The 21,168-nt window shown below is 42.9% G+C and carries 14 protein-coding genes; 2 read left to right on the top strand and 12 right to left on the bottom strand.

Annotated elements, in window-relative coordinates:
- Positions 1 to 183 precede the first annotated feature (183 nt).
- From L6H65_RS17775 to L6H65_RS17765, 4 genes are all read right to left on the bottom strand, one after another.
- Positions 184 to 888 (bottom strand): response regulator transcription factor, encoded by a 705-nt coding sequence (locus L6H65_RS17775; protein WP_236344001.1) that lies wholly within the window; start codon positions 886 to 888, stop codon positions 184 to 186.
- A gap of 7 nt (positions 889 to 895) precedes the next feature.
- The gene (locus L6H65_RS17770) at positions 896 to 3,043 is read right to left on the bottom strand and encodes an ATP-binding protein (protein WP_236344000.1); all 2,148 of its coding nucleotides are present in this window, start codon (positions 3,041 to 3,043) and stop codon (positions 896 to 898) included.
- A 494-nt stretch (positions 3,044 to 3,537) separates the two neighbouring features.
- Positions 3,538 to 3,654 (bottom strand): DUF4368 domain-containing protein, encoded by a 117-nt coding sequence (locus L6H65_RS26800; RefSeq protein WP_371877715.1) that lies wholly within the window; start codon positions 3,652 to 3,654, stop codon positions 3,538 to 3,540.
- Between the two features lie 8 nt (positions 3,655 to 3,662).
- Positions 3,663 to 4,556: a recombinase family protein gene (locus tag L6H65_RS17765; RefSeq protein WP_236343999.1), complete on the bottom strand. Its 894-nt coding sequence runs from the start codon at positions 4,554 to 4,556 to the stop codon at positions 3,663 to 3,665.
- A 798-nt stretch (positions 4,557 to 5,354) separates the two neighbouring features.
- On the opposite strand from L6H65_RS17765, the gene L6H65_RS17760 reads away from it, so the two are divergent.
- Together L6H65_RS17760 and tnpA are read left to right on the top strand one after the other, a co-directional pair.
- A complete protein-coding gene (locus L6H65_RS17760) occupies positions 5,355 to 6,395 on the top strand; it encodes a S66 peptidase family protein (RefSeq protein WP_236343998.1) in 1,041 nt (346 codons plus the stop codon).
- 271 nt (positions 6,396 to 6,666) lie between these two features.
- On the top strand, positions 6,667 to 6,993 hold the full coding sequence (gene tnpA, locus L6H65_RS26900) for an IS66 family insertion sequence element accessory protein TnpA (RefSeq protein WP_443093991.1): 327 nt from the start codon (positions 6,667 to 6,669) through the stop codon (positions 6,991 to 6,993).
- Here tnpA and L6H65_RS17755 read toward each other — a convergent pair.
- From L6H65_RS17755 to L6H65_RS17720, 8 genes are all read right to left on the bottom strand, one after another.
- Positions 6,917 to 7,987 (bottom strand): ParB/RepB/Spo0J family partition protein, encoded by a 1,071-nt coding sequence (locus L6H65_RS17755; RefSeq protein ID WP_236343997.1) that lies wholly within the window; start codon positions 7,985 to 7,987, stop codon positions 6,917 to 6,919. The genes tnpA and L6H65_RS17755 overlap by 77 nt on opposite strands.
- Positions 7,935 to 8,762 carry a ParA family protein gene (locus tag L6H65_RS17750; protein WP_236343996.1) on the bottom strand — a complete coding sequence of 276 codons (828 nt, stop codon included), beginning with the start codon at positions 8,760 to 8,762 and terminating at the stop codon, positions 7,935 to 7,937. The genes L6H65_RS17755 and L6H65_RS17750 overlap by 53 nt, the downstream gene beginning before the upstream one ends.
- Before the next feature lie 1,421 nt (positions 8,763 to 10,183).
- Positions 10,184 to 14,914, bottom strand: a complete 4,731-nt coding sequence (locus L6H65_RS17745) for an FtsK/SpoIIIE domain-containing protein (protein ID WP_236343995.1) — start codon at positions 14,912 to 14,914, stop codon at positions 10,184 to 10,186.
- Positions 14,914 to 15,900, bottom strand: a complete 987-nt coding sequence (locus L6H65_RS17740; RefSeq protein WP_236343994.1) for a hypothetical protein — start codon at positions 15,898 to 15,900, stop codon at positions 14,914 to 14,916. Before L6H65_RS17740 ends, L6H65_RS17745 begins: the two co-directional genes overlap by 1 nt.
- Positions 15,901 to 15,972: 72 nt before the next feature.
- Positions 15,973 to 16,377 (bottom strand): hypothetical protein, encoded by a 405-nt coding sequence (locus tag L6H65_RS17735; RefSeq protein WP_236343993.1) that lies wholly within the window; start codon positions 16,375 to 16,377, stop codon positions 15,973 to 15,975.
- 17 nt (positions 16,378 to 16,394) lie between these two features.
- Entirely contained in the window at positions 16,395 to 19,985 is a 3,591-nt protein-coding gene (locus L6H65_RS17730; RefSeq protein WP_236343992.1) for a Druantia anti-phage system protein DruA, read from the bottom strand.
- A complete protein-coding gene (locus L6H65_RS17725) occupies positions 19,975 to 20,700 on the bottom strand; it encodes a DNA/RNA nuclease SfsA (RefSeq protein WP_236343991.1) in 726 nt (241 codons plus the stop codon). The genes L6H65_RS17730 and L6H65_RS17725 overlap by 11 nt, the downstream gene beginning before the upstream one ends.
- 5 nt (positions 20,701 to 20,705) lie before the next feature.
- A complete protein-coding gene (locus L6H65_RS17720) occupies positions 20,706 to 20,915 on the bottom strand; it encodes a helix-turn-helix domain-containing protein (RefSeq protein WP_236343990.1) in 210 nt (69 codons plus the stop codon).
- Between the last annotated feature and the right edge of the window lie 253 nt (positions 20,916 to 21,168).

Genomic DNA, 21,168 nt, shown 5'->3' with positions numbered 1-21,168 from the left:
GAGCTCAGGGCAGCTCTCGAACGAAAATATGATTTAAACTAGCACAATAGCGGTGTAAGGGAGGTTATCCCTTCACCGCTATTTTTTAATGCATTCGATCTTTAGGTTTTAATGGGGTGACAGTGCCAGGGGACTGACTGCTCCTGCCACGGATTTCAATCGTTGACACCGCCAACCTTAACGCTATGTTCGCGCTTGCAGCGCACTTCTGGCAACCAGCATATATCCGGCCCCTCGAATCGTAAATATTCTCTCAGGATTGGCAGGGTCAGCCTCGATTTTTTTGCGTAAATTACTGATGTGTACAGCGACCGTTCTGATATCCTCCAAACTCTCCATTCCCCAAGTAACCTGGAACAACGCGTCACTACTAACGACACGATTGACGTTTTGTGCCATATAGGACAGTAGACCGAACTCTTTTTTAGTTAAAAAGATAGTTTCTCCCCTCATGATGACGGACTGCGCGTAGAAATCTAGTGTTAATCCCGGTAACTCTAGCAGTTGATCCCTTCTGCCCGACGACACTCTGCGAAGATGAGCCTTGATCTTGGCCATGAGTACTCCCGGACTGAACGGCTTCGTCACATAATCGTCGCCCCCATAGGATAATGCGCTGATTTTCACCTCGTCTTCCTCACGGCTGCTCAGAAACACGATCGGCGCATTCGTGTAGCTACGTGCGTTCATGCACCAATCAATACCATTTTCATTAGCCAGCATGACATCCAGTACAATCAAATCTGGCTCGAAAGACGCAAGCAGCTTCATGGCTTCTGTCCCGCTATGACTGTAGGAGGATATGAAACCCTCCCTCTCGCAATACACCTGAACAATCTCGCATATATGGGGATCATCATCGACGATCATTATTTTATGAGTGTCCACCACACCGTCACCTTCCTTCATTTACAATACAAGGAAGCGATACATAGAATATCGACCCCGTCTTGCCGTCGCTCTCCGCTCGAACCGTCCCTCCATGCGCTTGTACGATTTCCCTGCAAATCGCCAGCCCGAGCCCGCTGCCCTCTACTCCCTTCTCCACGCCCGGTCGATCATACTTGTAATTGCGATCGAAGATTTGCTCAAGCTGATCTGGAGGAATACCCGTGCCAGAATCTTGTACGCTAATTATCGCATTGCGGGTATCATTCGCCTCGTCCACAGCTAGCGCAATACGCACCAGCCCCCCCTTAGAGGTGAACTTCATCGCATTCGACACTAGATTAAACAAAGCCTGCTCTAATCTTTGCGCATCCATCTCGACAACAGGCAAGTTAGGTCGTTGATCTTCCGCATCTCCGATATCCAGCATGAAATTGAGCCCTGCGTCACGCACGACCAGCTCATATTGTTCAAAAAAACCACGCAAGAAGTGAATCACATAAACCGGCTCCATTCGGTACGAAACTTGTCCCGTCTCCAAAAGCGACAAGAAGGACAACTCCTCGATCATGCGGTTAATCCTTATCGTATTGTCCCGGATATACTTCAGGTACTGTTCATTGCGCTCCGGCTTAACCATGTCCTGCACAGCCTCGACATAACCAAGCATGCTGGACAGCGGCATGCGCAGATCATGCGTAATATAGGCAAGAAGCTTCTTCCTCCCTTGCTCGGAGTGAAGCAACCGGTCATACGAAGTTCGGAGATCATCGTGAGCTGCGGATAAGGCCTGTGTCCGTTCCTGTACGATCCGTTCCAAATTCATATTCATTTCGGTCAGCTTGTTGTTAGCGTCCTGCAGCTCACGTGCAATTCTCTCCTCGTTCGATGCCGCCCTCGTAAATCTCGAAGAAAGCAAAATCATCTGTGCGATCGTAAACACCAACAGACCAAGCGGAGATGTATCTCCAATCAGCGACCATTCGTTGTAATATAAAAAATCGTTGATAACCGTAACTAAAGCAACCACCGACACCAGCAGGAAGATCAGCGCTCCCTCCATACGCCGCAAAGCCGCTTGGATCAGCCCAACCATCAGATAAACCATATGTAGAACAACGATCACACCGATCATCGGTAACATTTTTGTATAGATAATGGCAGGGGTCGCCACAACAACGATACAGAATGCGCCGGTTACAATCCGCGTGCTACGCCGGAACCACTGCGATATATAATTTGGAAAGATGCAATCAGAGTACATCGTGATGATGTACCCACCGCTGCATAAAATCAGATACTCGATCTTGAACTGCAATTCCCACGGAAAAGTCGGCCACAACTGTGTGAGCAATAGCTCGCCGACCAGCAACGAGCGGATACTGAACATTAGGGTGAACAGACCAAAGAATAATGGTGCCCTGTCTTTGCGTCGCAGGGCGAACAACAGCAGGTGATACACGCCAATGACCAGCAGGCTTGCGGTGATGAACATTTCAGCGGCAATTCTAAGATTTGTTCTGACCGTTAACGCATCACTTCCGCCCAGCTCGATATACTTGGTGATGCCGCCTCGCTTATGATGGAAGTTCGCTACCTGCATAACCAACTCCAGCCTGTCATTCCCCAGCTGGATGAACACTTGCTTCGTTGTCAGATTAGGGGTCACTCTACCCTTGTCCCGACCAACCACACCGACTTCCGCCAACAGCTCGCCATTCGCCCATAATTTATACGCATGAAAAATGGTAGGCAGCCGCAGAGAAAGTCGCTCATTCCTATCCTGCTCGCTAAGCTCAATGACCACTCGAAAGGTTGCATAACCTGTACCGTTCAGCCGCTGATCATCTAGCCGATAGCCTAGCCAGGAGTTCGGGATGCTGATCCAGCGGTTATGAATTCCGTCCCTTGCTAAGCGAATCTGTATATCCTTAGGCGACAGCAGCTCTTGCCAGTAGAACTCCCACTCCCCTGCTAACTTTAGCGGATTCTCACTGACATGAACCTGCGTTAAATCCAGAATGCCTTTCTCACTTTGGAACTTAGGGGAATCCGGTGCAGAGATGACGGAATAGCTTGCAACCAAACCGACAACAACGGCAGCAGCTATATAAAGCAAGATCGTACGAGAACCGAATCGGAGAATACCCCTCATGATGAACCCAACCCCAATCTACAAAAGCGCAATGAGCACGTTGATTATCCAAATAATATCATCATTAAAGGAAAATGTACCCTGCAAATATCTGCTAGGCGTTGAACACAAACATCACAATGAGGTCCTTTTTAGAACGTAAGAAAAACCATCCAGCCCCGGATGGTTCATTTAACGTGCAAACCCAAGTTTTAAACAAGAAGAAGGGAAGGGGTAACGAAGCAGACTCACCGATCACAGCGGTAGATTCAGACGCCGTTTTCTTACTTCACAATGTGGCGTCTTGCTTCGAGGATATCTCCCATGATTTTGCGAGGGGGGCCATAGCCTCCACGACTTTCGTCGACCCGTTTGACCATCACAAACACAGAAGCCTGAATACTACATACATTTGGGCTTCAATATCCAGGTAAATACGACTCTTAACTACTACTTCCTTACGAGCGACACACAGCACTCCACATGACTTGAGTATCGGTCACTGATAACAAGCCCTAAATAACGGCGGTGGCGGCGAACTTATAATGAATGTTCGCAGTACCATCCGCCTTGACTACAATCTTACTTATCAAGCGATGAAGCATCTCTGGCGTGAGTTCTTCAAGTCTCATGTACTTCTTTAGTTCGTTTTCAATCGCAACACACTTTCCATGCTGCCGTTTTTATAGTCAACTTCCATTATCGTTCCACTGGCAAGAAGTTTTATGAAGTTCTTCTTTTCCTCTTTCAACCTCTCAATTTGTCTCCACAAGGACTGTACTTGTCTCTCTGCTTGTTTAGCCGCCTGTTTGACTTTGAACTCTAGTTGCCCCATAAACTCTTTCTCATTAAGCGTTGCTACTAGGCGGCGCAAGTCATCAAGGATTACCCCAGTAAGTTCTTTTTCCTTAACACTGTGTTGGCTACATGCTGTCTTACCATGCTTGTAATAATTACCACAAACGTAACCTTTACGATACTGTACGTACCATAGGCTCTTTCCACAATCTGCACAATACAAATGATTCGTGTACAGATGCTTTTTAGCTTTCGGCTTTGCCTGTTGCCGCTTCCTTCCCTCCATGTACCTTTGAACAGCTTCAAAGTCTTCCTTAGAGATAATGGCAGGGTGGGCGTTTTCAACCACAATCCTCTGTTCCTTTGGCAGTTCTGAACGTTCCTTGCAGATTACGCTAGTTGTCGTCTGCCTACCTTGCTCTAAGTTTCCGACATAATGAGGATTACTGAGGATTTTCTTCACTGACGAACCCTGCCAATATAACCCTGCGTTCTTTTTGCCTATAACTTTCGCAGGTGTAGGCAATCCTTCACGTGTCAGTGTTCTAGCGATTGAATCGAAGCCTTTTCCTTCAAGGTACATGCGATAGATTCGCTTGACTACGTTCGGTGTGTCATCATCAGCAAGTATTAGCTTGCTTTGTTGAATCCTGTACCCATAGGGAGGAACAGAACCTTTGAACTCACCATATATACTGGTTTTTCGTCCTATTTTTTTGCCATCCTTACCTATCAAGCTGACATGAGACTTCACGAAGTGAAGGCTCGGGTGGGCATCAGAGAAGCACCGACAGATAAAGAAAACTCTCCTAGTAATATAGGAGAGCAGACAGAAGGGATATGAAAGTATGAGAATCATTAAAGACAAGCTAAGAGTCGTTGCATCTTTAACAACTGAGGAAATAGAACGTATCAAGATACAGTATCCTAATATCGTTACAATACAACCTTATACTACGGGGCGGTCATCAGGTCAGCATGTACGGTCTGTCAGTACAACAAGCAGAAACAACTTAAAGAAGTTCACGGAGTTGATTCTGTACCTTTGACAAGAATTGAGTTTCGATTGAAGCCCAAACTTAAGCCGATAACAGAATATGAAAAGCAGGACTTTATTAAAATGGAAGGGTTCCGGTTTGTCTCGAATACGAATGAAATGAGAGGCTTTAGGTGCTTACTTAAAAGCATCACCAACGGAAAACGTGAATGGAAAACGCTTGGGCGGAAAGACAAGCAAGAGATAACAGCGGCGGTCAAGGTTAGAACAACAGATATGCATAAGCTTTTCCTCAACTATATTGAAGGAGACCTTACAAACGCAAGCTATAACAGAGTTTATGACTGCTTGACGCGCCTGAGATTTTTTTGAATACTCGATAGATGTAAATAATCGCCCATACAAGGGGGTAAGAAAGCTTTAAAAATAATGACACTTATGATATTATCCATGACTTCAAATTTGTAATAAGATTGTTCTTATTACAAGTAGAATTGTATGGTAAGATTAGGAAATAATATATTAGGAGGAAGAGCAATGATAAAACCCAAAAGACTTAAGTCTGGTTCGAAAATAGCGATAATTTCACCTTCAAATGGTCTACCTTATTTGTTCCCAGATATCTACGAGCTTGGTATAAAAAATCTTCAAGATAACTTGGGATTAGAAGTTATTGAGATGCCAACCGCAAGAATGTCTCCAGATGATTTATACAAAAATCCACAAATTCGTGCAGATGATATAAATAAATGTTTCGAGGATGAGAGTATAGATGGCATCATCACTTCAATTGGCGGGTATGAATCGGTTAGAATACTGCCGTTTTTGGATACAAAGACAATCCTAAAAAACCCCAAATTTATCATGGGTTTTTCAGACGCGACTACTTTTTTAACTTATTTAAACCAATTGGGTATGGTAACTTTTTATGGACCTTCTGTTATGGCAGGTTTAGCCCAAATAAAAAGCCTTCCAACCAAATATACTGAACATTTAGAAGCGATTTTGTTTCAAGGTCGTTTCCCTTATACATATTCTCCATTTGAGAAATGGACCAATGGATATAAAGATTGGAGCAAATTAGATACGCTAGGTGAGTGTCAACAGTTTTATAATAATGAGACTGGATGGACGTTTTTACAGGGAAGCTCCACCGAGAAAGGGTATTTGTGGGGTGGATGTATCGAAGTATTAGAATTTATGAAATCAACTATCTATTGGGCTAATGAATCTTTCTGGAAAGATAAAATCCTATTTTTCGAAACTTCAGAAGAAAAGCCTTCACCTATGCAAGTTGGATACATGTTACGGAACTATGGTATGCAAGGAATATTTTCGCAAATTAAAGGGGTCATTTTTGGAAGAGCGAAAGATTATAGCCAAGAAGAGAAACAAAAACTTAATGAGATAATCTTGGAAATCATAAAAGGTGAGTTCGGCGTAGGCAATATGCCAATAATCGTTGATTTTGACTTCGGACATACAGACCCCAAATTAATTTTACCGCTCGGGTGTCAAGTAGAGCTAAATCCCATAACAAAAGAAATAATTCTGTTAGAAAGCCCATTATACGGATAAATTGTTAAACTAAAGAGGAAAGTTTGCGAAATAATCACGCGACCGCCTGAAACCTAAATGGCGGTCGTCTTTTTGTTCATGAATCAACACTGTATGTTAACAGACCGTAAGCGTCAAATAAGACGGTGTATAGAATCAACTGCTAAACTTTGAGAGAATTTTGTTAGACTAGAGTCTTTAGAGTTTTTCGACTTTAGTCGAAAAACTCTAAAGGAGATGTTTAGCATTGAATACGAAAGAAGTCACCAAGCAATATCGATTAAATAAATGGATGGAGATTATTCGTAATTGTCGTGGCAGTGGTCAAACGGTCAAGGCTTGGTGCACGGAGCATCATGTGAGCTCCAAGAGCTATTACTATTGGCTAAAGCGTGTTCGTGAAGCAGCATGCGAAGCTTTACCTACCCTTCACTCTGACCAGAGAACGATCGTGCCTGTCGACCTGTCTATGCCAAGAACATCGAATGAACCTATTTATCCTGCATCAACAGAATCGGATATTATCGTTCATATGGGCTCTGTTACGCTCGAAATTCGCAACCATGCATCACTAACATTAATTGAACATACCCTCCGGGCATTGCAGCATGCTCGGTGATGTCTCCAAAGCAGAGAAACTGTACGTTGCTTGCGGTTATACCGACATGCGCGTGCTCGCGTTCCCGCTGTTTTCGGCGATACCAGTTCTCCAACAACTGCACAAGCAGGTCTTCCTTTTCCTGTGCGGTAAAATCTTGCGGGAAGAACTTGTCTACTCGTTCGTTGCGGATCGTCAGCTTCTCCTTCTGATTGGGCTTCTCTTCGGTCAAAATGCCGAAGATGACATCCCCGTTCAGCTTGCCGTCCTGGCTGAGCTTTTTCATTCGCTGCGCCTGCGCAAGCGAAGGCGTACACTCCTCGGCCTGCATCGTTTCCAACAGGGCTTGCTGTTCTTTCTCGGCCAAGTAAGAAATTTCAACGGCAGGACTAAAGGCCATGTCCTTGTTGTCTACCATTTCGAGAATGGGAGGCAGAAGTTCGGTTAGACGGATGTAGCGTGAGATTTGATTTTTACTTTCTCCAACTTGCTCAGCCAACAGTTCCCTTGATTCCTTACCGCCTAACTTCCGCCCAACTTGGGCGGAAGTTAGATCGCTGCGTTGGCCTTGCCTTTTCATGGCATCCAGCTTCATCCTGTAGGCGAACGCCTTTTCACTCGGAGCCACATGCTCCCGTTGCAAGTTACTGTCTACCATAATAATCGTGGCCTGATCGTCATCCAAATCCCGAATCAGGTATGGAATCGACTCTACCCCCGCCATTTCACTGGCCTTCTTTCGCCGATGCCCGGCCACCATTTCATAGCCGCCATCCGTTTTGGGGCGTACCAGTACAGGCACCAGCACCCCATATTGCTTGACGCTTTCCACCATTTCCAGCATCGCATCGTCCGCCTTTACCTTGAAAGGATGATCGAGGAAATCGCTGATCTCCGCCAGAGGAATGTCCTTGATCTGTTCCTTCTGTACTGCATTCCGAGTTTCTTCCGTCGTAAACAAATCATCGACTGTGGTCAGCTTTATGCTGGCGCGTCTGTCTTCTTTCGCTGCCAATACCCTGCACCTCCCTTGTTAAAGAAACGTATGCCTTGGCAACTTGTCCATTCGGATCATGCGAATAAATGCTTTTGCCGCGAGCGCTGGTTTCCGCCGCGCGGATCGATAAGGGGATTTCCGTTTGAAACACACGCAGCTTGTCGCCGTAATCACGGCGCAGAACGAATGAGATGTCCTTGGCAAAATTGGTACGGCTGTCTACCATCGTGAGCAGCACCCCCTCCACCACAAGCTTTTTGTTGATCTGGCGGCGAACGCGGGCAACCGTCTGCAACAACTGTGTCATGCCCTTTGCGGGCAAATAATGCGCCTGGACAGGAATAATGACGCTATCTGCCGCAGCCAACGCATTGATCGTCATCATGCCCATGCTGGGCATGCAGTCAATCAGGATATAGTCGTAGTTGTCTTTTACCGAATCCACGTACCCGCGCAGTATCGTCTCCCGGCTCATCGTGTTGACAAGCGCCACTTCCACGGCGGACAGTTCGATATTGCCGGGCATCAGGTCAACGCCTTCATGATGCTGCAAAATCCCCTCCTCCGGATCATAGGCTTCTTCCGCCATACACTTTTGCAGCATCGTCGCCAGCGATACCGGGAGGTTGTCCGGCTCATGGAAGCCGAGCGAATCCGTCAGATTGCCTTGTGCATCAGCATCCAGCAGCAGCACCCGGTTTCCTTCCGTAGCCAATCCGATGCCGAGGTTGACCGCTGTCGTTGTTTTGCCCACACCGCCTTTCTGGTTGGCAAGGGCAATCACCTTGGCCATATGTTCAGTCTCCTCTCCATAAAGAAAAAGCCGGTTGCATCGAGGAACCCGAGCACCGGCTTTTCAAGGATATCTATATAAAAAGAGTCATCCACGAAGGATGAACTCTTGGATATTCAACTTCAGTAGGGGCATTTCCATCTACGTTAGCATGTGGCATTTCCGAATAAGTTGCCTTGCTTCTTGAGTCGAACCTGAACATTAGATTATCCACGAGTATATTGATTATTTCGTCGCGGCAGAGCCACACGGTTAATGAGTGAGAGCCACGATGTTAATGAAATAGAGCCACTGTGTTAGTTGGGAGAGCCACCGCTAAATCCGACAATTCTGTAGTCCGAACACAGTAAGCCAGTCAAGGCCGCGAAGCGTTCATTTCAGCCTTGACTTGCGTCCTTCCGCACCCACACTATTCTCTGGTCCAGCAAAGCCTTGCTGGGCCTGCCACACGGCGAGTGATGGGGTGCAGGGGGCATGCTCCCTGCGTTTCCCCCAGAGGGGGACGGAAGGGGGAACTTGCATTTCTTGACAATAAAAACATTGCGGCTCTCGCCGTTAACATCGTGGCTCTAAATGATTAACGAGGTGGCTCTCACTCATTAACTCAATGGCTCTCTGGCACCGAAATACTCAAGTATATTTAGCTTTTGATGACTCCACACATGCGGACAAACTAAAATAGAAAGCTTCTTTATCCTTCGGGATAATCTCTTATGGCGTGGAACAGGTAAACATAGAAAAATTTATCCGGTGGACAGCGGTGGACTGTCTCCATAAGCGCAGGCTTGCGCTTCCCCCAGGATCGCTGCAGGCCGCCCCCATTGCGATGAGCTGTGGCTGGACGGAAGTATCATTATTCCGCCATGCAGATCATCGCCAAAAATGGAACCACCATTTCATTATGCATCGCGGGAATCGCTCTCATCTTGTCCTACGTCTTGAACAGACGGGTAGGAACAATACGGTCATGGCGCGCTGGCATACAGGCTTTCCTTTGAGGCTGCATGGGGAATGTACCGAACAAACTCGTATTCGATTTTCAAGGAGCCATTTTGAGAGATTTTTTGTCCCTCTATAAGCCGTTTCATTTTTCGGGCAAAATCGGGTAGCTTGTGGAAAAGTTTTTTGAAGAAGGTTTTTTGAGGATATCTCTCGGTCTTCTGTCTGCGTAAAAAGAAGTACCTGCTGAGGATTCAGGGTTTAATAATAAATAGAATGGTACGAGGGTAAACCATTTTTTGAGAACGAACTCACATTTCAGTTGGGGGAGCAATATGCTATGAACATTCAAATTAGACAAGAGGCCTGTTCGGCTGAGCCTTACGAACGGCCTTAATTTGCCTCACTAATCGCTATAAAAAAAGAAAAGAATGATATCCCCCTACGAGCACTGGTGGATATCATTCAAATAAGCTTTAGTATTATGTCCTTGAAGCTGAAATAACCTGATTTACTATATCATCCAACTCTTCGATTGAGATATAGTATCCTTGTGCACGCTCAATTTCAGAGCTGTTTTTGTAAATTAAATCACCATGCTTTTGTAAATGCTGCGCACCCGCTTCCTCCAAGATCATTCGTGATGAATTGGCATCGTTCACTCTCAGAGCAAGTCTTCCATTCAACTGCGATTTAATATTTGATGGAACTAGATTGGCTGCTGGGCGCTGCGTGCATAGCACTAAATGAATACCCCTTTTCCTACCTATCTGTGCGATACGCTTTACTGGAGTAAAGAATGCCTCCTTATCCTTCTTCTTTTCAAGTTGGTCAGATAAGTCTGCGAATTCATCAATAACAACAACCATTGGAGCCAGCTTAACCTCAAATTTCTGATTATATTGGATTATATTCGCAACCCGAGCGTCGGCAAGAATCTTTTCTCTTCTTTCAAATTCCGTAAAAACTACATTCTTTATGACTTCGGTTGCCTCATGGGCGTCTGAAATAATCTTACCGCCAACGAGGTGTGGTAATCCTTCAAAATGAACAAAGTCCTCCAAGCCCGATGAAGAGAGCAGCAGTTGTAGCTCATTCTCAGTCGGATGGGTTTTTAAAAGCGAGGCTAACAGCGTAAACAAAAAGACCGTTTTTCCAGACCCAGTGCTGCCACCAATTAGAATATGAGGCATTTCCCCCAAATCCTTTATAATATCTCTTCCATCTGGAGTTCTTCCAATTGGGAAAAAGAGCTTCTCAGGCGATGTTGTGTCGGGGAGTTTGCCGACTACCTCAGAAAACAATACTTGCTCCCTTTGAAGACGCGGAACATCCAAGATAATTTCATCAGAATTATGAATTACCTGAATTAAAATTCCTGTTCGTTTCATTTCACGCCCTATATCCTCTAAATGGTTCTCAACCGCCTGCAGACTTTGTCCCCTAGAAAGCTTGAAGTAAAGTCTGATTATACTCGGCCCCACAACTGCCTTACTGGGATCACATTCCTTTAGATTAATATGATAATCAGAGCATGATCTTGTGAAATCGCGAGCTAGTTGCTCAATTTCATCCTTAGAGACCACATCTACAGATACCTTAATATCTTTTTCCTCTTTTTTTGTAGCTATCAATTCATTATATTCCTTTGTAGCAGCAGCCTCATTGATTGCAACAGCTTCATTTGGAGGATGACTGTATTCAATCGAAGCTACTTCTGGAGACTGTTGTACAACCTCATTTATCACATCCTCTTCCAAGACATCGTTATCGATTTCGATTTCAGTCTCAGGAGTATTCTCCGAGGTTTCGTCAAAATCAATTTCCTTCACGGAATTAGTCATTGAGAATGGAGCACCGAAAATATCCGCCTGAATTTCCTTGGCAGTAAGTTCAACAAATTCAATTGGACAATCATCAAACTCTGGGTGTAGGGCATGTACAGTTTTCCCACCATTAGATTCACTAAGCTTGATGTGAAGAAGCATACCCGAAACAAAAATATTGATATTGCCTGCTCTTGTCGTACTAAAGGCTTTTTTCAGCACCTGACTCCATTGCTTTTGCCACTTACTATCATGAACATGTCTAAAGCACTCAGAAACTACCTGGTACTTGAGAACCTCTCTCCGGGCAGCTACAAACATGTTAAGACTTTCTGTTTCGACCAAATTGAAAATTTCCTTCAGCATTCCCACAACTGAAGCAATCTGGTCCGCTGCATGTCCCGTTACTAGCTTAGCACCTGTATGCTCATCGACGGAAAGCCTTGCATCTGGTGAGTCATCCCTTGTTTTCACCTCAATAGGTTGAATATATAATGAATTTGTATCTTCATCATAGCGCAAGCCAATAAGATCAGCCCGTTCATTTCCAATACTACTATCATTAAGCCAAAGACGTGCATCTGGCGTATCCAATGAAGCCACTAAAGCATTTGGATATTTCTTTGTATACCAGGCTGCAGCAAAAACGGTGCCTATGAGCCCTTTTTTTCTATTAGCAATTGCTTGGGCGTCTGCTCCAGAACGCGGTATACTGATTAATCCCTCGGATGAAATGTGACCAAACTGAGAAAGTATTTTATTTAAAACCTCTTTATCTGGATAAAGATTGTATTGCCGCAGAAGATTAAGGTACTGTCCAATAATTCTCGAATCCTTGGCGGCCCAAATACTTACCATTCTTCTACCATATTGCTTTTCTCCAATAGGAATTGTATTCCGCGGCAAATAATTATTTGTAGTTCTGTCTGCAGCAATTAACCACTGCGTCTCCCCATTTTCGATGGTAGAAACAACACTGCTAATGTCCGCATCTGGATTATAAGTAGGCCTTGGGTTTCTATTAGCTGTTACGATTTCGGCATGGCGCATTACCTTATGATAGTCCCCAATCAAGCCGGAATCCATATCAGAGGAGGGAAAAATGTCTCCTCTATGGGTTATATCATCAAATTCATAATCATAGGTTACAACTAATGGATTAATATAAAGACTTTTTGTACTCGGACCGTAATCAATTGAATAAGCAGCCTGGTCAAAATAGAAGGCGAGATGCACTGGTTTTTTTTGCAGCTCCTGCTTCACATCATTTGACGAAGCTACATTTTTTATACTAATCGAAATCCTACCACTCTTAATCAAATTTCCAATCTCATAATCCTTGGAGGAGTAATCAAGCTTAGCGAGCTCACTATTACCATTTTGATTTCGTGTTAGATAAGCAAAATATACGATACGCTCACAGCCATTATTATCAATAAACAGTTTTAGTGACTTTAAGATACTTGGCAAATCTGGAGCATCAACAGTACAAATTCTAACCTCGCTTTTAGTGTACGGTGCAAAGGCAACCCAACGCGATAGTATTTCTTCAACAGCTTGCGTACCATCGTAGCCAAGGTACCGATTTGTTTTATTTTCGAAGGTAGGAAGCATTTCAATGCTTCCAGAGCAAGGCAACTCGGTGCTAACGGAATTAGTAATCATCTTATCCACTACCAAAAAATTCATTATTTGAGGTAATGACGTGAAAACCTCCGTTAAATTTTTTGCGTCCTCCTCACTCATTTGCTCCCTGTTGTTTGTTAGCTCCTTAAACACCTCATAGTATCTCCACAAGTAGAGAGGGTGTAGGGGCATGAGCATCCCCTTCCATTCTACTGGAGTTTTAATATACAGAACATCTAGCAGCAAAAGGGCTCTAGCTACAAAGTTACTTCCCTTTTGACTAATTTCATGCATTGACAGTTCATTATTACAATAGGCACGAAGTAGGCTGGCCCAACTCTCTACATACTTGTTCAAGGCTTCTAGGAGATTTTTATCAACACCAAATGACAAAACCGGATAGTACATGATCAAATCAATATGCTCAAGAAGTACCTTCCTCGATTCGATTATTCTGTTGATAATTGGCATAAAGGACTCTGCTGATTCCAACTTCTTCTCGGAGAATTGATCATCAAATCTAGACATAAAAGAGAAGAGTGAAGAATTATCAAAGCTGGTCTTCGTATCAATGCTATCCGGAACGAACGGAATAAAGCCTTCAGCCTCTGAAGCCACAACATCTCGTAAAACAATTTCAGAGGTCTCTAGAATTCCTCCCCAGTTAGCTTCATTGCAGGCCACTCCAACAAGCTTGCGCAATGGAGTGTTATGAGCCTCGAAAACAATTTTCCGATCGTCGAATATCCCCCCTATACTAGTATAGGAGTTTTTACTCTCATCAGTATTTTCATCAAAACGCTTCTTAAGCTCGCCAAACAACTCGTTTAAATCCTCAAGCTCGTCCTCGCTTGGTGTCACAATTGTATTTGTAATCAGGCTCTCAAGCTCTTTGCCATTAATTATCGCCGCATTTTTTTCATCCTTAGGCGTGCTGACTCCCTCAGTGTTTTCCATGATTCTGTTATCTGATTTTGTAGCTGCAAAGAGCTTTTGTACAATTTCAAAGCTTAATAGGCTTAGTGTATTCTTACGGCCAAACTTATAAAAGTTCTGTAAATGCTTATATGCCTCTTGGAGATGCTCCTTATCATCCTTAGTAGCCTTGACTAAGGAACGACTCAATTTTTTTCGCGACTCCTCGCTCATTTGGCCAATCGCAACTATTAGCTCTCTGTTTCTCTGGAGTCGATCCGCGGGTTTAATATTGGTGCTTAAAATATCAAAATCACATAATAGACCTAATATCCACATGCTCTTAGGAATGGCGGCGTTTATATCGGACTCATTAGTCACAGCTTCAACAAACGCATACAGTGTTTCATAGGAGTAATAAGAGGAGGTATCCAGCAACGCCCTCCAAAAATTAATTGTTGGTGTATTCGTTTCCTGTTTTATACAGTACTCCAGCAGGTGCTTCGAAAGATCACGAGCTGAAACAAGGTCAAATTCTGCCAGCGAGTGCAGCTTATCACTGTCTGTCCTTACGAAGGTGATAATTGCCCCAGCCTTCTCAGGCTCACTTCTCCACATAACGGCCTTTTCTATTCTTGTTGATACAACTAGATCGTTGCCATCTATTTCTTCTATATTTTCGTAGCCCACTGCGGAAACAAATATTTTTTTGTTAAGCGCCGCGGCAACAGCTACGGATATAGCATCAGGGGCAATGTCATTAATACCTTTTATTAGTATTCCAATCTTCGTCTCGGAGAGTCTATTTATCAGCAGTTCTATAAGTAGCTCCTGCTTGGCTTTCATTAGGCAGTCCCTCCCAATCTAATCTGTAGTATCCCATCAGCCATTATTTCTGCAAAATTCATTGCTTCAAGGGTCTCTGCAAAACGATCAAAATTTTGATTTAAGGAGTCTGAATCCGCTTGAAGAATACTACCAGATTCCTGCAGCCTTCGCATTTCAAAATCACTGCCTCCAATTAAAACTCCCATACGCTCCCACAATCGCTCCCTCAACTCAGTACCAGAAAGTGTTTCAGAGGGAGCCACGCAGCTTCTGACTACCATTTCAAGTACATCCTGAGAGAGAGCAAATCGTTTGTTCACATGAAAATTAGTTGGCGGATACAAAACCCCTGACAAAACACCAATTGCTCTAAGATAGTTCACCGGATGAGAGGAGGCTTGTAGAGCCAGCATATCATATATAGTTGTCCCAAATATAAGCCTAGCTTCATCCTCGTCAACCAAGGCGGCATCACTTTTTGCCAATTCCCAAATACGAGCCAGCTCTTTTTCATCAGTTTTCGACTTTTTATTTGGCTCGTATTCAGGAGTTTCCGAGGACAACAACTCCTCCTTGCTAAAGGCCTTTAATTCTTGTGCGTATCCCCAAGCATAAAATCTTGATATAGAACGATGGACCTGCGTATACGACATGACAGATGCACGAGCAATACTTGATTGACTGTCATCAGAAAAATCCAACAAAAATGGACGTATGCTTTCCCCACAATAGAATGCCTCGAGAAGTGATAAATAACGGACAAGATTAAACACACAGAAGAAATTAAAAAGCCTGAGTTGAGTAAGCGAATTAGAGTGTTGTTGAAAATGTGCTAATAGACACTCCCCTGAATCCTTTAACTCCTTTAGATATTTTTTTAATGCATCGGACTGCTTTGCAAAAGCCTCTATATCTACATGTCTGCTCTCTGCATATAACCGGTCAGGCTCTTCAATTAATACAGGTGTAAAGAGAATTGTAATTGGATCATTGTTGCCCTCCATTAGCTGAGAAATATATAAGGCTAATTCGGGACAGTATTCTTTAATGAGTCCACCTATAAACTCACCTGCATCCTAATACATTGCAAAACGAGTAATAAAATATTTTGAGCCAGCGCTATATGAAACCATTCCATCATCGGTTCCCGAGAAAACCCCATCATCAGCAGAAAGCAGCTTTTGAAGCATATTTCGTAAAGAGGTTAACTCCTCAATTCGAATATCCTCATCCTCAATAGCGTCTAATTCCTCCAAAAAACTAATCACTTTCTCAGGAGTATTAGCCGCGGGAGTTTTCCCCTTAGCGTTCGCAACATAAGACAGCCTTTTAATTCCGCTGGTATCGGCAGATTTCCCATATATAACACGAGTTGCCCCGCTAAATATATGTACAGGCTTTATGCTAGAGCCATTTGGCTTAAAGCCAACAAACCTTTTATCTACTGTATCTCTCAGTTTTTTCAAATAAAGCTTTTCCATTTATGACCGGCCTCCTATTAATGCTTGCCACCGCTCTGAATGGACAGATATTTTTTACTGTCCCTATCAATCGTAACATTAATTTCTTTTTTGCCCTGAACGTCAAGAAGAGTAACTGAAATTTCATCCTCGTCCTTATGTCTATCCTTTGATTGTAGCTGCTCTATAAATCGCCAAACCTTTTTTACATTGTCATTTTCCATAAACAGAACAGGCACTCCTCTCTCTGCCTCTAATAGCAAGCAGTACAAGGAGAAATCAATCTTTAAATAAATTGATTCCGTATTGAGCTTTTCTAGTCTCAAGTAGTTTTGAGTCATTTCTATCCCTTGACTCATATACGAATTGAGTTGTGGACGGCCAATGCAGAACTGCGAGCCTGAAAGTCTTCCTAAGGAAACAAGAATACGACGAGATGAGTTATTAAAGCGATGGCCTGACCAAATTTCCAATTCTGTCCCAGGCTTTGTAATTCCAAAGAAAGAATTCAATTTTCTAATGAGCTCTTTAATTATTTTCTTATTATCCTGTTCTAAAAAAGTCTGGAATTTCGACACATCGTCGTCGCTAATGCTTAAAAGCTCCTCACCATGCTTATTGAAAAAGAAAAACTGGCGTTTTCTTAATTTGAACAATTCAACATTATTAACGTCAATCGCTTCAGACGAGATCAATAGGTCTTCAACCCACGTATCTTTGTCTATATTATTTTGAAGCAGCTTTTCATCCCAAATAGGATGAGAGACTCGAGCAGGATCAAAGGATTGACGAACAGCATCAAATAAAGCTCCCTTGCCGCTATAGATTAGGTTTACCAAAGCAAATTCATTTTCACCTGAGGTAGCGTGCATTTTCTCACATGTACGATTCCCAAACAAAAGGTACGAAATAAATCCAAACAACTCTCTTAAGGTCGCATGATGGCCTTGAAGCGCGACTCTCGTTAAGATTATTGAGAGTCTGTTCTGGAATAATGAATTCTTCAACAACTCTGCATTTCTTAAAACCTCGCAGGAAGAGGTAAACTGGCAAATACCACAGCCTTCAAAATTGCTTTTATTAGTTAAATTATCAATGACTCGTTTAACAATGCTTGGTGATAATGCCTCACGCTTACTGAGGTCAAATACAATGGATTCTTTAAATTCAAAGCTTTCATTATGAAAAACAGTGGAATTGATCATTTGCATCTTTGCTTCGGCAATTGGCATAAAATCTGCATATTCATTAGAGAGAGAAAAAAGAACGGCTGCATTTATTGCAATAACGAAGGGAACCCCCGCCTGCCTAGAGGCACTCCAGCGTTCAAATATCTCTTCATTAGACAAGGTACTCGCATCAATCTCTATTTTGGGTGGGTTGGGGAGCTCAGATAACGTTGGTAGGAGCATTCGAATAATATGAGTCTTCCCATCTCCCGGGTTTCCAGTTAAGACTACATCCTTTCCCGAAGAAACAGCATCTATTATTGCAGTGTCCAGTTCTGTAACAACATGAATTTGGGAAAGATACTGGTTATCTACATTATCCGCATATGCACTGCTGCCGCGATAAAAGCCACTAATGAAATTGAAGACGGATCGATCAATTTCCGGATAGTGCATGATCAAGGCCTCCTTTAGCCTTTCAAATTTCCAATCTGACTGCTTTTTTATATCGCTACTGACTAAGAAGGCAGTTTTATCAAAGGCCCTTATCCGATCAAAGATGGGAGTAAACCTTAAACGACTTAAAACCCACCTCTGCTGCCAAAAGCTAATAATCTTCTTTGTTCCCACGATGTAATCCTCAATGTCAAAGCCATAATTTGCTTTGTCCTCTAAGCCAAGAAGATACTCCTTAGTATTCTTTGCTAATGATGCACCATAAACAATTCGTGACATAGCATGCTTCGAAAGTTCCTTTGCTTCCTCTTGATTCGTTTCAAGTAATTCACGTATCGCCATACTCATCAGTCGCATTTTGGGGCTTGCGCCTTCTCCAAAAACGTGATTGATCCGTGTAAATCCAATATCACTTGTAGCCTCTGTTAAGCTCATAGTAGTAGCCTTGCTGATATGCATGGTTCCAAAGCCAAAGGTCTTGCCTAATCTACGCCACTGGATATCAAAATCCGTTTCTAGAATCTCCTTTGGAACCTTTAATCTATTATACTGACTAGACCCAACATAATAGAGGGATGTAGTACCAATATATACTAGCTCAGCAGATCTTCGAACATCCTCCCCCTTTAGACGACTTGCGATCTCGCTCCTACGTAAATCATAGCGTTTATAATAGTCATATATCACCTGAGGGGAGGTGGCTAAAAGAGCCACTAGCTTACCTCCCAGAATTTCGTTATACGGGGGGACTGCGCCGCATACATTCAACTCCATCATGCTTGAGCCAATATGCTTACCCTTTTGAGCAATTAATGCAGTTCGAATTGCTGAATAGCCAGTCTCACTTTCGGCAAAGGGAAGCCACATTCGCTCAAAATTCGAGCCAAACATCAGATCGTTTAACAGCTTTTTTGATTGAAGCAGCTTTGATAATTGCTCAGCTCTTTTTCTAAGGTACAAAGCATTCTCGGTCTCTCGAGAAATACTTCCCAATTCACTTTTTTCTTCTAATTCATTCCGTTTCTCACTCTGGGATAGCTTGAGTAAATACTGACGCTCTTCCTCAGCTGCGGCTGCCTTGAATTGCAGCATTTTCACTGTTTCCTCAGAAGGATTTAATATTTCTGCCTCTGAGCACAGATCCTGATAATCAATCCCTTGTATTCCCTCTTCTAAAAATGAAAGTAACCGCTCAAACTCGCTATAAACTTCCTTTAATTCCTTAAGGGCAACGAGCTTCTTGGTAAAGGATTTTGGTGTCCAGCCAATATCATCATCCCTACAGGTTATTTGCATTGCACAATTTTCAAGTGAAGCTATCCCCATAACAGCATGCATAGGATGTGCAGCATCTCGAATAAGGTATTGCATTGTACGTCCAGGTGTTGTCTCGGCTGGAGTTGACCAAGTTAATCTAAAATATCTCCAGATGTCCGAGAGCCTCAAGCCCGTAAACGTATCTCTTTCATTTTCTTTAACGAGCTGTAGGTAAGGACTAACCGCATCCTCAATGGGAGTTTTTTGATTTAGTACACTTTGAAGCTTATCTGCCAAATAGCCTCCATCTGCTATTAGACATGAAATATCCTTTTTACCTGACGCGGGCGCCTCCATTCGGGTAATGAAATCCGAATAAGAAAGCAAGCGATCTAGCCGACTTTCTTGCATCCAACTTCTAAGTAAACCTTTTATTTCAGGAGTCGAAGCATCTTGTATTTCATTTTGGTCCAATATCGGAAGGCGCATTTCTAGGACGCCCTCTCTGTAGCACGCCTTCCATGAGGCACGAATCAAATCTCTAAACAATAGCCAGACAGCACGATATTTTTTTCTTTGAGCCATATTGACCAAGCAATCATTTTCAACCCATGATACTTCGTCGTCTACAATTTGCTCAATATTGGCTATAGAGGTTGTTTCCTGAATTAAAGAAACTGCATTATAAAATCTCATTCTAAATTGGCCCTCGAGTTTTGGCCTGAAAGAGATTGTTCTATTCAGCATTCAATAAGACCTCATTTCCCAAAATGCTATTCTCTAGATGACTGTCACGCTCTATAAAAAATTGAAGCTTTCGAGTTACCTTTAATCGATACGTTTCAACCCTCATACCTAGCTCAACACATTTTTTAAGCCTTAAATTAAAATCCGCAGCTGATTTGTCCAGTGTTACATTGTCTATATAAGATGAGAGCAATACCAAGCAATAGCGCACATGGTAGCCCTTTAGCAATGCTTCTTCAAGTGCTTTTAGTTGCCTGACGGAGCGTTCCCCGTTTACTGACGGAAATCTTACTTCTACTTTATCTGAAAGTATACTCTTAGCCTCAACTATTGTAGGCGGAGCAGACACCACCAGGTGATCTGATTTATACCCCTCAAGCGTAAATTTCTCTTTTTGGATGGATATATCAGAAGAATATTCTTTACGAATAACCTCTAGCAAAAGAGTATTCGCTGCGCTTAGATTAAGTACAATATAATCATTAGCATTTTTCACCGCATACAAGGTATACTCTGTCCTTGTCCGAGCCCCCTTGTTCTTTATTAACAAGACCTGCTTTCCTATTAAATCGACAAAATTAGATAATCTTGCTGAACTAGCAACATAACAAAGATGCTGCTCATTTTTTATTTTGACCAGACATAAAAATCTATTTTTACATTCTTCTATAAAAATCCCTTTTACAAAACCGCTCATCCTATCGCCTAATTTCATATGTATTAATTTTCATTATCTGTAACTTCCATGATATCACCTATATCACAATTCAATGCTCGACATACCTTAACAAGAACATCAGTAGTTACGTTCTCATTTCGGCCAAGCTTAGCAAAGGTACTCGCGCTAATTCCTGACATTTCCCTCAACTGAGTTTTTTTTATGTCCTTATCAATTAGCAGCTTCCAAAGCCTCTTATAGCTAACGCCCATTTATTCATCAGCTCCAGAATAAAAATCTCACAGGGTAAGTCTTTCCCCCAATTATACCGTTAAATGCAGGTGTACACAATAAATAATTACGAGATCTCAAACTTATATGTGCAATACCATAAATTATGAGGGAAACAATTGCACCTCAATTATCCATAAAAAAAGATGTTGACACCCTCCCGCATTTTATGGATAATTGAGGAAACTAAATAATCGTCCGCTACAGCATCGCTGTAGGTGATAGAAATGTCAC

Origin of the sequence: Paenibacillus plantiphilus (assembly GCF_927798095.1) — a bacterium.
In the GTDB taxonomy this organism is placed as follows: domain Bacteria; phylum Bacillota; class Bacilli; order Paenibacillales; family Paenibacillaceae; genus Paenibacillus_Z; species Paenibacillus_Z plantiphilus.
Note: the sequence above shows the minus strand (reverse complement) of the source record. Positions and strands in the feature narration are given on the sequence as shown.